The organism is Paraburkholderia fungorum (genome assembly GCF_902833645.1).
Taxonomy (GTDB): domain Bacteria; phylum Pseudomonadota; class Gammaproteobacteria; order Burkholderiales; family Burkholderiaceae; genus Paraburkholderia; species Paraburkholderia fungorum.
Genome location: NZ_CADFGE010000002.1, coordinates 393,350 through 406,845 on the forward strand (window position 1 = coordinate 393,350; position 13,496 = coordinate 406,845).

Annotated in this window: 17 protein-coding genes; 9 read left to right on the forward strand and 8 right to left on the reverse strand. The window is 62.6% G+C overall.

Features of this window, described 5'->3' with window-relative positions; all coding sequences use genetic code 11:
- Positions 1–119 precede the first annotated feature (119 nt).
- The 3 genes from HWX91_RS08430 (at position 120) to HWX91_RS08440 (ending at position 2,960) form a co-directional block, all read left to right on the forward strand.
- The gene (locus tag HWX91_RS08430; protein ID WP_028194695.1) at positions 120–377 is read left to right on the forward strand and encodes a DUF4148 domain-containing protein; all 258 of its coding nucleotides are present in this window, start codon (positions 120–122) and stop codon (positions 375–377) included.
- Between the two features lie 491 nt (positions 378–868).
- Positions 869–2,170, forward strand: coding sequence for an NCS2 family permease (locus HWX91_RS08435; RefSeq protein ID WP_028194696.1), 1,302 nt, complete (start codon positions 869–871; stop codon positions 2,168–2,170).
- A gap of 259 nt (positions 2,171–2,429) precedes the next feature.
- A complete protein-coding gene (locus tag HWX91_RS08440; RefSeq protein WP_028194697.1) occupies positions 2,430–2,960 on the forward strand; it encodes a cytochrome b in 531 nt (176 codons plus the stop codon).
- Positions 2,961–2,988: 28 nt separating this feature from the next.
- Here the strand turns inward: HWX91_RS08440 and HWX91_RS08445 are convergent, their stop codons facing one another.
- Entirely contained in the window at positions 2,989–3,279 is a 291-nt protein-coding gene (locus HWX91_RS08445; RefSeq protein WP_028194698.1) for a DUF1488 family protein, read from the reverse strand.
- A gap of 426 nt (positions 3,280–3,705) precedes the next feature.
- On the opposite strand from HWX91_RS08445, the gene HWX91_RS08450 reads away from it, so the two are divergent.
- Positions 3,706–5,715 (forward strand): sigma-54-dependent Fis family transcriptional regulator, encoded by a 2,010-nt coding sequence (locus HWX91_RS08450; protein WP_028194699.1) that lies wholly within the window; start codon positions 3,706–3,708, stop codon positions 5,713–5,715.
- A gap of 88 nt (positions 5,716–5,803) precedes the next feature.
- Positions 5,804–6,118, forward strand: coding sequence for a 2Fe-2S iron-sulfur cluster-binding protein (locus HWX91_RS08455; protein ID WP_028194700.1), 315 nt, complete (start codon positions 5,804–5,806; stop codon positions 6,116–6,118).
- 14 nt (positions 6,119–6,132) lie between these two features.
- Here the strand turns inward: HWX91_RS08455 and HWX91_RS08460 are convergent, their stop codons facing one another.
- The 6 genes from HWX91_RS08460 to HWX91_RS08485 all read right to left on the reverse strand — a co-directional run bounded on the left by HWX91_RS08460 (position 6,133) and on the right by HWX91_RS08485 (position 10,551).
- Positions 6,133–6,327 (reverse strand): YqaE/Pmp3 family membrane protein, encoded by a 195-nt coding sequence (locus HWX91_RS08460; RefSeq protein WP_028194701.1) that lies wholly within the window; start codon positions 6,325–6,327, stop codon positions 6,133–6,135.
- 83 nt (positions 6,328–6,410) lie between these two features.
- On the reverse strand, positions 6,411–6,605 hold the full coding sequence (locus tag HWX91_RS08465; protein ID WP_028194702.1) for a DUF1653 domain-containing protein: 195 nt from the start codon (positions 6,603–6,605) through the stop codon (positions 6,411–6,413).
- Between the two features lie 164 nt (positions 6,606–6,769).
- Positions 6,770–8,116, reverse strand: coding sequence for a glutamine synthetase family protein (locus HWX91_RS08470; protein WP_028194703.1), 1,347 nt, complete (start codon positions 8,114–8,116; stop codon positions 6,770–6,772).
- A 203-nt stretch (positions 8,117–8,319) separates the two neighbouring features.
- Complete coding sequence (locus HWX91_RS08475; RefSeq protein WP_028194704.1) at positions 8,320–8,877, reverse strand: helix-turn-helix domain-containing protein; 558 nt, start codon at positions 8,875–8,877, stop codon at positions 8,320–8,322.
- Between the two features lie 24 nt (positions 8,878–8,901).
- The gene (locus HWX91_RS08480) at positions 8,902–10,200 is read right to left on the reverse strand and encodes an NAD(P)/FAD-dependent oxidoreductase (protein WP_028194705.1); all 1,299 of its coding nucleotides are present in this window, start codon (positions 10,198–10,200) and stop codon (positions 8,902–8,904) included.
- Positions 10,201–10,326: 126 nt separating this feature from the next.
- Positions 10,327–10,551: a hypothetical protein gene (locus HWX91_RS08485; RefSeq protein WP_102857548.1), complete on the reverse strand. Its 225-nt coding sequence runs from the start codon at positions 10,549–10,551 to the stop codon at positions 10,327–10,329.
- Between HWX91_RS08485 and HWX91_RS08490 the strand changes: the two genes are divergently transcribed.
- A complete protein-coding gene (locus HWX91_RS08490) occupies positions 10,526–10,927 on the forward strand; it encodes an OsmC family protein (protein ID WP_028194706.1) in 402 nt (133 codons plus the stop codon). The two genes, HWX91_RS08485 and HWX91_RS08490, sit on opposite strands and share 26 nt — an antisense overlap.
- 3 nt (positions 10,928–10,930) lie before the next feature.
- Here the strand turns inward: HWX91_RS08490 and HWX91_RS08495 are convergent, their stop codons facing one another.
- Positions 10,931–11,575 (reverse strand): helix-turn-helix transcriptional regulator, encoded by a 645-nt coding sequence (locus HWX91_RS08495; protein ID WP_028194707.1) that lies wholly within the window; start codon positions 11,573–11,575, stop codon positions 10,931–10,933.
- A gap of 359 nt (positions 11,576–11,934) precedes the next feature.
- Between HWX91_RS08495 and HWX91_RS08500 the strand changes: the two genes are divergently transcribed.
- The 3 genes from HWX91_RS08500 to infA all read left to right on the forward strand — a co-directional run bounded on the left by HWX91_RS08500 (position 11,935) and on the right by infA (position 13,375).
- Positions 11,935–12,153 (forward strand): hypothetical protein, encoded by a 219-nt coding sequence (locus HWX91_RS08500; RefSeq protein ID WP_028194708.1) that lies wholly within the window; start codon positions 11,935–11,937, stop codon positions 12,151–12,153.
- Positions 12,154–12,690: 537 nt separating this feature from the next.
- Positions 12,691–12,972, forward strand: a complete 282-nt coding sequence (locus HWX91_RS08505; protein WP_028194709.1) for a hypothetical protein — start codon at positions 12,691–12,693, stop codon at positions 12,970–12,972.
- Between the two features lie 130 nt (positions 12,973–13,102).
- Complete coding sequence (infA, locus tag HWX91_RS08510; protein ID WP_012427521.1) at positions 13,103–13,375, forward strand: translation initiation factor IF-1; 273 nt, start codon at positions 13,103–13,105, stop codon at positions 13,373–13,375.
- The last annotated feature ends 121 nt before the right edge of the window (positions 13,376–13,496 follow it).

Consider the following 13,496-nt stretch of genomic DNA (forward strand, 5'->3'; position numbering starts at 1 on the left):
ATCGGGGCCGCTTTGGAGCGCCGGATGAAACGGTGCATTACGTTCAACCGGCTTAATCGAAATGCTTACGAAAAATTAAAATACGGGAGTCGTTTTTAACCGCTCCATAGGAGCCAATCATGAAAATCGTTTCTTTAGTTGGACTCGGCGCGCTGTTGGCCGCCGTTGGCATGAGCACCGCGTTTGCGCAAACTTCACGGCCTTACGACCCGGCGGCGCCGCTCACGCGTGCCCAGGTGAAAGCCGATCTGGCCGACTGGCGCGCCGCCGGTTACGATCCGCTCGACTGGATCGACTATCCGGACAACGCGCAGCGCGCCGGCCGCATTGTCGCCGCGCGTCGCGCGCAGCGGCAAGGCGCAAGCATGACCCAGTAACCGGTCTCACCCCAGCCTTCAAACGGCAAGCCGGCCGCCCGCGACTGCAACGGTTGCGGGCGATGCCGGCGCGGTGTTCCTTACCGCTGCGCAGATGACGCATCTGGCGCATCTGGCGCATCTGGCGCATCTGGCGCATCTGGCGCATCTGGCGCGCCTGGCGCGTATGTAAGGCATGCCTCTGCCGTCGCCCGCCTCGCAAAACCCTCCCTCCCCGCCGCAACGCCGCAAGCCTGTTTGCCACCTCGCGCCGCGCCACTCCGCGCGCCGACAAGGTATCATCACGCCCCTTCAGCGCAGCCTGCCGTCACGCAATCTGGGCGGCGCCGCCAATCATGACTACAATCCGCCGGTAGGCCTGGCTGCGTGGCGCATCAGCGATCAGACCCGTGTCGGACGGTGCGGTCGCCATGCGCGTGGCCTGCTCATCTGCTGCGCATAGCCCGTATCAACCACAAGAAACGCTTTTTGAACAACGAGAGACCCGCCACATGGACTCCATAAAACGATACTTTGGCTTCGACGCCGCCGGCACGGACCTGCGCACTGAAGTGCTCGCAGGGCTGACAACCTTCCTGACGATGGCCTACATCATCTTCGTCAACCCGGCGATTCTCGGCGACGCCGGCATGCCGAAGGACGCCGTTTTCGTCGCGACCTGCATCGTCGCCGCGCTGGCCTCGCTGATCATGGGCCTCTACGCGAACTACCCCATCGCGCTCGCGCCCGGCATGGGCCTGAACGCGTACTTCGCGTACACGGTCGTGAAAGGCATGGGTTTCACCTGGCAAGCCGCGCTCGGCGCGGTGTTCATCTCCGGCTGCCTGTTCCTGATCGTCACGCTGTTTCGCGTGCGCGAAGTGATCGTCAACGGCATTCCACATTCGATACGGATTGCCATCACCGGCGGTATCGGCCTGTTTCTCGCGATCATTTCGCTGAAAACGGCGGGCGTGGTGGTCGGCAATCCGGCCACCCTCGTCACGCTCGGCGATCTGCACAACCCGCATGTGATCCTCGCGGTGATCGGCTTCTTCGCGATCGTCACACTCGACTTTCTGCGGGTGCGCGGCGCGATCCTGATCGGCATTGTCGGCGTGACGGTGTTGAGCTTTTTCTTCGGCGGCAACCAGTTCCACGGCATCGTCTCCGCGCCGCCGTCCATTTCGCCGACACTGTTCCAGCTCGACATTCGCGGCGCGCTCTCCACCGGCGTGCTGAACGTGATCCTGGTGTTCTTCCTCGTCGAACTGTTTGATGCGACCGGCACCCTGATGGGCGTGGCCAATCGTGCCGGACTGCTGGTGGAAGGCAAGATGTTCCGGCTGAACCGCGCCCTGCTCGCCGACAGCACGGCGATTCTGGCCGGCTCGATGCTGGGCACGTCGTCGACCACCGCGTATATCGAAAGCGCGTCGGGCGTACAGGCCGGCGGCCGCACCGGTGTGACGGCGATCACCGTCGCCGTGCTGTTCCTCGCGGCGCTGTTTTTCGCACCGCTCGCGGCCGTGGTGCCCGGCTACGCGACGGCGCCGGCCCTGCTGTACGTGTCGTGCCTGATGCTGCGCGAAATGCTCGACTTGCCGTGGGACGACGCCACCGAAGTCGTGCCGGCCGCGCTCACCGCGCTACTGATGCCGTTCACCTATTCGATCGCCAATGGTGTCGCGTTCGGTTTCATCTCGTATGCCGGCCTGAAACTGCTGACCGGGCAAGCACGCAAAGTGAAGCTGGTGGTGTGGATCATCGCGGCGATTTTCCTGTTCCGCTATTTCTACCTCGGCAGCGAATAAACACGACGGCTTCTGGCACGCAAGCCGGGAACCGGTTCGGGACAAAACAAAACAAGACGCGGCATGGCAGGGCAGCGCTCAATGCGCAATGCGATGCCATGCCGCTCCCGGCTGAGAGCACGGCGATAGCGCCACGGTGTTTGGCCACGGTTCGGTCTGGATCAATAATCGTTTCCCTGAAGGCGTCCGTTCAGCTCTGGCACCCTTTATCATCCGATGATTGATAAAAACCAACGATCTGGTCACAGGAGTTCCCTGCATGTCCTACCACCGCGCCTCGGACCGTTATACGACGCCCGCGATCTTCTTTCATTGGGCGATTTTTCTGCTGGTCGCGCTCGCCTATCTGGCAATCGAAATTCGTGGGCCAAAAGGGTCGGACAGCCGGGCTTTGTGGAGCAGCGTGCACCTGTGGGCCGGCACCCTGGTGCTGGCGTTGGCGGTTCTGCGCCTGCTGTGGCGGCTTTGGGCCGGCGCACCCACGGAACTCACCGGCAACCGGCTGCTCGCGTTTCTGGCGCGCGCCGCGCATCTCGCCCTATATGCTTTTATCTTCGCGCAGCCGCTGCTCGGCATCCTGATGATCAATGCCGGTGGGCATCCGGTCACGCTCGCCTGGATCAACGTCAACTACACGCTGATCGGCGCGGATCCGGTCGCCAAGCCATTGCTCAAGACCGCGCATGTGTGGCTCGGCAACGCGTTCTATTGGGTGATCGGATTACACGCGCTGGCGGCGATTGCACACTATGTCGTGTTCAAGGACCAGACGCTGCGGCGAATGGTTTAAGCCGGCGCCGGGTCTTTGGCGCACGCGCTCAGTTGCGCCAGTTCGCTTCATAGAAGCGCACGTAACCGCTTCTCAGCACCAGACATTGCGCCCGTGTTTCCGACAGCAGACGTCTCGTCGCTGCTTCGATCCGGGCCCGGTGCGCGTCGAATGCGCCGACCATGTCTTCCAGACGCGGCGAGGCGGCGCCAAAGTGGTCTTCCAGTGCCTCGGCCGTGATCATGCATTCCACCCTTTGCCCATCGACCATTGCCGGAAACGCCAAGGTAAGTTCGCGACCTGAATATTCAGGGGTTTCGTTCGGGAAGAGGATCTGCATGGGATTCACCTGAAAGGTTGGGTGCTGCGCATGAATCGGTCGGTACTGCGCACGCTGGTTGAGTCTGGTCGCACTTGCAGCGCTTTTCCCCCTGGTCGGATGCCGGTAGTGCGGGTCCGTCACCTCGCGGTTGCGAGCGCGCCGTACTTCGCGCCTCGCGGAGGTGATTGGATTCACTGTAGACGAGTTCGGGCGCTGCGCAAGTTTTCCTTTTTGTTTGCTTGATTTTGGTGCCTGACGTGCTGTTTTGAGGCACCGCCCCCATCGCGTGAACTGGTTTTTCCTGCTGCGGGGGCTTTCGCTCCGCTCCCGTTTCGTCCTGTAATATCGGTGTTCAGCCGCAAGCACGCATCCACCCCGTATGCTGCACTGCGCAACGCAATGGCGGGCAACGCACCTGCCGGGTCCGATAACCGGAGACATGCTTTGACTCATCGTCCTGCCACGCCGGCCGCCGTCGGTCGTCCAGATGTCATCGCGCAGGCTCACGCCCGCTCGCTCGAAGTCGGCTTGCGGGCGTCGGAAACGCCGGACTTTCAGCCGCTGCGCCGCGTCGCGCTGCGTGAGCTGGTCGAGCGCAATCAGTCGCTCTATACGCACGCGCTTCCCGTCATGGAGACCTTGCACGCGCAGATTGTCGACACGCAAAGCATGGTGCTGCTTACCGACAATCACGGCGTGATTCTCCACAGTCTCGGCGACAGCGACTTCATCGAAAAAGCCAATCGCGTCGCGCTGTGCCCGGGCGTGTCATGGGCCGAAGCGGATCGCGGCACGAACGCGATCGGCACCGCGCTCGTCGATGGGCAGCCAACCGTCGTGCACGCCGGCGAGCATTTCCTGCACGCGAACCGGATCCTGACCTGTTCATGCGCGCCGATCGCCGATCCGTTCGGGCGCACCATCGGCGCGCTCGATGTCAGCGGCGACACGCGCGGCTTCCACAAGCACACGCTGGCGCTCGTGCGGATGTCGGCGCAGATGATCGAAAATCACCTGTTCTCCAATCAGTTCGCCGACGCGATTCGTGTCCACTTTCACGCACGCGCCGAATTCATCGGTACGCTGTACGAAGGACTAGCCGCCTTTGCCCCAGACGGCGTGTTCCTGTCCGCGAATCGCAGCGCGCTGTTTCAATTCGGCCAGCCACTCGCCGAGCTGCAAAGACAGCGCTTCGATGCGCTGTTCGGTACCGCGTTCGCCCGGCTGCTGCAACAGATCGCGCGCGCGCCCGGCGAAAGCGTCGAGTTGACCTTGCCAAGCGGCGTGCGGGTGGTCGCACGCGGTGAATTTGCCGCGCCACGCTATGTGGCTTCGGCGGAAGCCCTGCCTGACGCGGCGCGTGCGTCCGCGTCCAATGGCGCGCGCGCGACGGGTCGTCCGTGCGAAGCAACGCCACCCACACCGCCCGCGACACTCGAAACGCTCGATACCGGCGACCCACACGTCTCCGCCATCCTGCGACGAGTCGCCAAGCTGCGTGGCCGCGACATTCCGATTCTCGTGCTCGGCAAAACCGGCACCGGCAAGGAATGGCTCGCCCGCGCGATCCATCACGATTCGCCGCGGCGCTCCGCGCCGTTCGTTGCGTTGAATTGCGCATCCTTGCCCGATACGTTGATCGAAGCAGAATTGTTCGGCTATGAGGACGGTGCGTTCACTGGCGCAAAGAAACGCGGCAGCGTCGGCAAGATCGTGCAGGCCGACGGCGGCACGCTTTTTCTCGATGAAATCGGCGATATGCCGCTCGCCCAGCAAGTGCGCCTGATGCGTGTCCTGCAGGAGCGCACCGTCGTGCCGCTCGGTGGCACGCGGGCGATTCCGGTCGATCTGCGCATCGTCTGCGCAACCCACCGCAATCTGCGCGAGATGATTGAAGCCGGCACCTTCCGCGAAGACCTGTATTACCGGATCAACGGCCTCGTCGTCACGCTGCCGGCGCTGAGCGAGCGCAGCGATCTGGCCGTGCTCGTCGAGCGCATGCTGGCCTTGCAGGCGGATGGCGAGCGTTTGCCGCGGCGTGTATCCGATGAGGTTCTGGAACGGTTTGCGCAATGCCGCTGGCCCGGCAATCTGCGGCAACTGGCTAACGTGCTGCGCACCGCAAGCATCATGGCCGAAGGCGCGGAGCAGATCGAACTGGAAGATTTGCCGGAGGATTTTCTGCAGGATTGCAGGGATTCGATGGCCGACCTCGCCGCCCAGCCGTTGGAGGCACACTCGACCCACTCAGGCAATGCTAACGGGGGTGATGGGCGTGAACGACAGGCCGCACCCGTGCATGCATCACCCGCCCGGATGGAAGACTGGCAGGCCACCTTGATCGCGCAAACGCTCGAGCGGCTGGACGGCAATGTGTCGGCTGCCGCGCGCGAGTTGGGACTGGCGCGAAATACGGTGTATCGGTATCTGCGGCGCGGGAACACGACGCATTGACCCGGCGCCGCCGGATCATGGACGCCCGGCAGCGTGCTGCAAGCGCGTAGCGTGTAAAGTGTGGCGCAATCTGTCACCCGCTCACACGATGTCCGACTCCACCCGTCCGCCTCTCGTTCGCGTCGAGCCGCTCGGCCAAAGCTTCGAAGCGCCCGATTCGCTCACGATCCTCGAAGCCGCTGGCTTTGCGAATCTCCGCCTGCCGCGCTCGTGCCGTAATGGCACGTGCCGCACCTGCATTTGCAAAATGACGGCAGGACGCGTGCGCTACACGATCGAGTGGCCCGGCCTCAGCCGGGAAGAAAAAGCAGAAGGCTACGTCCTGCCGTGCGTGGCGATTGCGGAAACCGACGTGGTGCTCGAAGTGCCGGATGCGGTCGAGTTACAGGCGCGCGGCGAATAAGCTCGCAGCCGGCCTCAACGGCCGTTGCCCATTGCGCGGGCGATTTTCTTGTCGGTGTTGTACTGGCTCAACGCATACACCGACCAGATCGCGGCCGGAATCCAGCCGATCAGCGTGATCTGCAAGATCAGGCAGATGATGCCGGCAAACGGCCGGCCAATCGTGAAGAACTGAAACCACGGCAGAATGATGGCAAGCAATAAACGCATTCAGATTTCCTGTTTGTAATGACCTGGCGGCGGCGCACGCTCTTTGGCAAATATCGCGCTTGCGATCGCCTGAGCAAGTCCGTCTAGTTGATCGGCGCGAAACGCGGAACCTTGGCGCCGTCGATTTCGACCAGCTCGAAAAATACCGAAGCCGGACGCGTCCAGATCGTACCATTGCTGGCTTTGTACACGATCATCGTGACCGTTGGGTCGGACTCCAGCGTGGCCTCGCAAATCAGTTCGTAAATGCCGCCTTTGTAATGCCGATAACGCACCATCCAACTGCTCCTGTTCCGGTCGACGGAATGTATGTAGACGACCCGGCGCCCTCCGAAACAGAGCACGCGGTCTTGTTGCGGCCGTTATTTTAAACCCGTGTCGGGACGTGAAAAATCACGCGTTGAGACTCGCGCGGCAAGCGATCTACAGTCTCGATGCGCGCTCAAAGGAACCAGCGGTATTCCCGCGCGCTCACCTCGTTCATAAAATCCAGGTGGTCCTGCCGTTTGTTCTCGCAGTAGACCATGACGAACTCCTCGCCCATCCCCGCGCGCACCACCGGATGATCCTGCATTGCCGCGACCGCGGTGAGCATGTCCTTCGGGAAGTCGATCCCGCTCGCTCGGTCTTCATTGAGCGGCGCGATGGGCTCGCGGCCGGTGTCAAGGCCGTGCTCCATGCTGGTGAGTATCGCGGCCAGCACGAGGTACGGGTTCGCATCGGCGCCCGCCACACGATGTTCGATGCGCAGGTTGCGATCGTCCGATTCGGGAATGCGAATACAGGCGTCGCGGTCTTCAAAACCCCAACTGCCCCGGCTCGCGGCATTCGCCTTCCAGCCGTAGCGGCGAAACGCGTTGTGATTGGCGGCAAAGACCGGCATGCAATGCGGCAACAGCGCGAGACACCCGGCCACAGCGTGGCGTAATGGGCGCTGGCCGTCCGCCGCCAGCAGGTTGTTGCCGGCCTCATCGTAGAGACTCACGTGCACGTGCATGCCGCTGCCCGGCGCCTGCAAATAAGGCTTGCTCATGAAACTGGCGCGGTAGCCATGTTTCATCGCCACGCCGCGCGTGCTGCGGCAGAACAGGGCGGCCCAGTCTGCGGCGCGCAGGCCATCGTCGTTGTGGGCAAAGTTGATCTCGAACTGCCCCGGTCCCAGTTCAGCCGTGATTACAGTAGCTTCCACGCCCTGCTCGCGTGTGACTTCGACCATTTCATCGAGCACCCCGGAGAAGCGCGACAGACGCTCGATATGCATGTTCGGCTGGTCGTCCCTGTCGTCACAGAATGGATCGCGCGGGAACTGCGGCAGACCGTCGGCGAGCCGGGCGTCGAACAGGTAAAACTCCAGTTCGAAGGCCACGACCGGGCGGATGCCGCGCCGCTCGAAGCGTTTCAGCACGCGCGCGAGGACCTCGCGCGGTTCGAACACGATGGGCGCCGCGGTGCCGTCCGAGCTGATCAACATCTGGCCCAACAGCTGACTTTCCCATCGCACGGGTTTGAGGGTGCCGGCAATCAGGCGGCGCACCGCATCCGGGTCGCCGTCGTTAAAGCAATAGTCGCCAATCGGGTACAGGCCGCCCTGCGCACCCAGCAGAATGCAGTTCTGCGGCAGTTTCAGCAGACTGCCTCCCGCGACCTTCTCGAGCATCTCCACGGGGTACCGCTTGCCGTAAAAGTGCCCGGGGATGTCGAGGCAAATGAGGTCGACGTAGCGCACCTCGGGATAGGCCGCGCGGAAGGCTCTCACTTCGCTAAGCAGATCAGCGCTGGGGGACGTCATGGTGTTGTCCTTCTCACGCGCAAGCGCGAGGGTTGAGATTCAGTGCAAAGTTGCGATGGATCGGGGCCGGCAAGTCAGTGCCATGATGGGATGTTAAATTCACCGTGGTCGCTTATCACGTTCATTGACGATGTCAGTAATTAGCAATCCATATTTTTGTTCCGCATCAGCTCCGATGCTTGATCGAGCGGGCCGCCGCAATGCTAGGTGAACACCCAAAGCACCCGTGTCGGTTGATCGGAGAGGTTGGCGTAGCGGAACCGGGCGTGCGCCGGCACCTGGAAGCCGTCGTTAGGACCCAGGGTTACGGGCTGCGCCTCGTCGTCCAGCCAGATGGTCAACTCGCCCTCGAGGACGAAGCCACCTTGCTCGTCGCTGTCGTTCAACGGTTTGTCGCCGCTGCTGGCGCCGGGCGCCAGGTGGCTTTCCAGCATCGAAAAGCCCGCCGACATGTTCGGCGACACCAGCACGTCGGTCACGCCCTCGGCGTAATAGAGGGTGCGGCGTTCATCGGGTCGGGTCACCCAAGGCAGCGCTCGCGGCTTGCTCAGGTTATAGAAATACGTGGTAGGCACGCCAAGCGCTTCACCAATGGCGGTCAGATCGCCAACGGTCGGACGCGAAAGACCACGCTCGATTTGCGAGAGAAAACCCACTGAGCGGCCGATCTTTTCCGCCAATGCGCCCAACGTCACTTTCTTATGCTTGCGCAGGTCGCGAATCAGTATCGCAAGACCTTCGATTTCTTCCTGCTTGTTCACCTTCCATCCCCTCTTCAGGCTCTCTCAGACTCTGTCGCGCAGACGGTACCAGGTCTTACCCATGACCTCCAGCGGCGCCGCCAGCAACGCGCCGCCGGGAAACGGCGGATTCTCGATGGACCGATACAGATCCAGCAGATCATCGTCGCCGAGGATCGCGTCGGCGACGGCCCGGGCCGCGGCGAGCGTGGGAAGCACGCCGTGCCCCGAATAGCCTTGCAACCAGTAGCGCTCGCCTTGCCGGCCGATATCGGGTGTGCGTTTCATGCTGATATCGATATGTCCGCCCCAGGCAAACTCCAGCTCCACCCCACGCAATTGCGGGAACGCCCGTTCGAGGTAAGGCCGGGTGGCCGCGGCAATATCCTTGGGAATGCCGCCCGCGTACGTGCAGCCGCCACCGAATAACAGACGGTTGTCAGGACTGAGGCGAAAGTAATCGGGAACGAACTGGTTGTCGATCACGCAACTGTTGCGCGGCAGCAGCGAACGGGCCACCTCCGCTTGTAACGGCGCCGTGGCCACCTGGTAAGTGCCGACCGGCAACATGCGCCTCGCCAGTTGCCGGTCGAGGCGGTCGATATACGCGTTGCAGGCGAGGACCAGTACGTCGGCACGCACCGCGCCCTTGTCGGTGCGCGCTACATAGCCGCCGAGCCCGCCCGGCGTCTCGCCGTAATCCAGCACGCGGCTCTGCTCAAAGATACGTCCACCGGCCTGCTCGATCGCCGCCGCCAGACCCTGGGCCAGCTTTAGCGGGTTCAGGTGGCCCGCCTCGGGATCGTAGAGCGCCGCCTGGTAGCGCTCGCTCGCAATCCACGCCGGCATCTCCTCGCGAGGAATGAAGCGCATCCGGTCGTAGCCCCATTTCTCCTCGGCCTCCCGCTGCGCCTGCTGCAGCAGCGCAACGCGGCGCGGCAGCACCGCCGCCCACAGACTGCCGGCGCGATAGTCCGCATCGAAGCCATGCCGCTGCGGCAACGCCCGTATTTCTGCGGCGGCCCAGCACATGCTGTCCCATAGCCGCCGGGTACGCTCCAGCCCCAGTGCCGCTTCCAGCGGCGGCATATCGCATGACCAGCCGAGCAGCGCCTGACCGCCATTGCGCCCGGAAGCCGCCCACGCCACCCGGCTCGCCTCCAGCAAGATCACACGCTTGCCCGCCAGCGCGAGGCGTAGCGCCGTGTGCAAGCCGCTGAAACCTGCGCCGACGATCAGCACGTCGCAGTCCAGGCGCCCTTCAAGAGCCGGACGCAGCGGAATCGGGCCAGGATAAGTGCGCGCGTAGTAGCTCGCGACGTGCTCGGCGGACTGATGGAACATCTGCGCTGCCCCGTGAAAAATTAGCCAAATAATTTCATGAAAAAATAGCAGTTATTTTTCACGATGGCAAGCAGACAGTAGAACTGTCGTATCGCGCCGGACCATCCGGGAGCACGATGAAGCACGTCACACGGCGTCGATTTCAGGCGTCGATTGGAAGCAGCGTGAGGTGCGAGGGTGCACGCGCGACGCCGCGTTGATATCCTGCATCCGGTGCGGGGTCTCTTCGTGATGGATCTGCCCGACGAGATTCCGGCCGGCAAGCACGTATTTCAACGCCGGGCGTTTCAGCCAGATGGTCCATGGATAAACAGTGAGGACAAAAATGACTCTCGCGATCGCAAGCGCCATCTCGGACGCAGACGCGCCCAACTATGTCGTCAAAGTCGATGCGGGCACACACAGCCTGCTCGGTGATGAAGGGCCGCGAGAAGGCGGCCAGGATAGCGGCCCGGCGCCGTTCGAATTCGTGCTCTCGGGTCTCGCGGCATGCACGGCCGCCACGCTGCGGATGTACATGCAGAGAAAGGCCTGGCCGGGCGGCCGGATCAAGGTCGACACGGAATTGCACGTCGAGCGCGACGGCGGTCAATTCATTCGGCGCACCGTCTCGGTAGAGGGCCCGCTCGACGATAGCCAGCGCAACCGCCTCGCCGAGATCTGCGAGAAAACGCCGGTCACCTTGTTCATCAAACGGGGCACCCGGATCGACACGACCATGCAGTGACGCTCAGCCGCCCTCTTTCATCTGCTTCAGAATCTTATAGACGGTGGCGCGCCCCATGGTCAGCACGGCGGCCACATAGTTCGCGGAACTGCGGCCGCGAAACGCGCCTTGCGCGTGCAGCGCCTCGACGATTTCCCGCTTGTGCTCGCGCGTGAGCGCATTGATGCCGATTTGCCGCTCGCGCAGCCACGTGTGCAGGAACGTGTTGATGCGGTCCTGCCAGTCGTCGCGGAACAGTTCCTCCGCGGGCGCGGCGCTCAGATTGCCGCCCTTGATGAACAGATCGAGCGTGGAGCGTACATCTTCGAACACCGCGATGTTGAAGTTGACGCACAGCATGCCGGCCGGCTTGCCTTCGTCGTCGAACAGGATATTGCTGACGCAGCGCATACGCCGGCCGTCCCAGTTCAGCTTCTCGTAGGGCCCGATCGTCCGGCCCCGCGCCGCATAGTGGACTTCATCGAGCACCGACGGGCCGCCGACTTCGAGCTTCGACAGGTTGTTCACGAGATACGCGATCGTCTGGTCGCGCAGGTCGTGAATCACGACTTCGGCACAGGGGTAGAACAGCGCCGCGATACCGTCGGCGATGGATGCGTAGCGCTCCAGCAGCAGATCTTTCACGGGAGAGACGGTTGTCTTGCGCATTGATGAATCGCAGTGTTCGAGGGATGCGGCGCCGCTTGTGCTCCGAAGAGCCAGGCAAGGCGCCGGGGTTATGGCCGTCAGGCGCGGCAAGCACAACGCTGCCCGGCAGCGAGGCGCAATAACATGCAATAACGCGCCATTGTAACGACCCCACTCGACGACCGCGACCGCCACGGCATGAGGGACTGCGCCGCGCGGTTTTATTGCGGGGCCGCATCGCGCGCAGCGCTTTGATGGGCGTTCAACCAGACGATTTCCTCGGGTTCCCGTTGTTGCATCCGCACCGAAGCATTTTTGTCCGCGTGGCGGGCGCTTTTTTTTCGTGCGATAAAAGAATCTACCCTTTCACGGAGCAACAGATGGCCACGCTCGAAGCATTTCGCGCCGTGCTCGATGATGAAGGCACGCCGGAAATCATTCGCAACCACATCATCGATTCCCTGCAATACACGCTGCGCAATCACGGGCAGATTTTTACGTCGAAGGAAGTCGAATGGCTGGCCGGCTGGGATGACGCACGCATTCCGCTCGCCGCTTCACGCGAGTTGCAGAAGCGCGTCGCCGAAACGACCCGCTGAGACCCGCCTTTATCCTCCCGGCGCCGTCTCGGGCGCGGCGCGCCGGTCCGCTGCCGGCGCCCCGTCCGCAGCAGCCTTTTCTCGCCCAACGCCCCGCCAGTTGGGCGGTTTGCCCGCGCACGGAACTTTTTGCTATCCAATTAGCCCCATTTAGTGCATCATATTGGAATGGCTGTATTCCGCATCCGTAACACCGGCAGTATCAAGCACAGTTTCAATTGGCGTCTCCGCACCACCCCCGACTGTTCGACCGCCGCCTGTCGGCGATCCCGTCACTCCGGCAATGCGCCGCCTGCATTCGCCGTCGCGAGTTGTGCAGCTGAGTAGTTCATTTACGCGCCCGATGTCTGCGCGACATCAGCGTGTTTCTTCTCCATCGAATCCGCGATTTTGCGCGGCCGCGCTCATGCCCTTGCCATTGGGCCTGTGCCAACCCTTTTCCATGGCGGCGCGCCCCAAGGTGCAGCGCTGCCCGGCCTGTTGTGCCGCGCGTAACACGCGTGACACGGGGGCCACGTAATACAGGACACGTGCTTCATGAATTCAGCTATCAAGACGTACAAGGGTTACGAAATTCACCCGCTCGTCTATCCGCGCCGCCCGGCGGACGGTCAAACGAGCCGCAATCCGGACGCAGGCTACGACGCGTCGGTGCGCATCTGCCGCGTTGGCGCCAATCCGGCGGCCGACGGGCGTGTGTTCCGTCTGCAGTACCTGTTTCCGTTCGACGGCACGGGCAAGGCGCGCATTGCGTGCATGGCCCACGCCGAGCAATTGATCGACGGCCGCGTAGACGGCCAGTCCGTCGCCGATCTTTGAGCGGTACTATCAGCGAATCTGCTGGTGCCGCAGCAGTTGGCCCGAAAGCCAGCTGTCAACCGTATCAGATGTTGCGCCGGGCTTGACCGCGTGGCCAACACCCACTTATCCCATCGACCAGGAGTTATGCATGGCGAAAGAAGAACTGCTTGAACTTGACGGTATCGTCGACGAAGTACTTCCGGATAGTCGTTACCGCGTGACGCTCGACAACGGCGTCGTGGTTGGCGCTTACGCATCCGGGCGCATGCGCAAGAATCACATCCGTATTCTCGCGGGCGACCGCGTGACGCTGGAACTGTCGGTTTACGATCTGACCAAAGGCCGGATCAATTTCCGTCACAAAGACGAGCGCGCCACCGGTGGCGGCGGCGCACGCAATACGCAATTCCGTCGCCGTTAAAACTGGCGGCACGCTGACCGTTCATCGATCTGCTTCGTGACCGGTCAACGCGTGGTGAACTGTTGTTGTCTGGTTGTTCGCGAAGCCTTTCGCGCGCCTTCTCCGGCTTGAATCATTGACT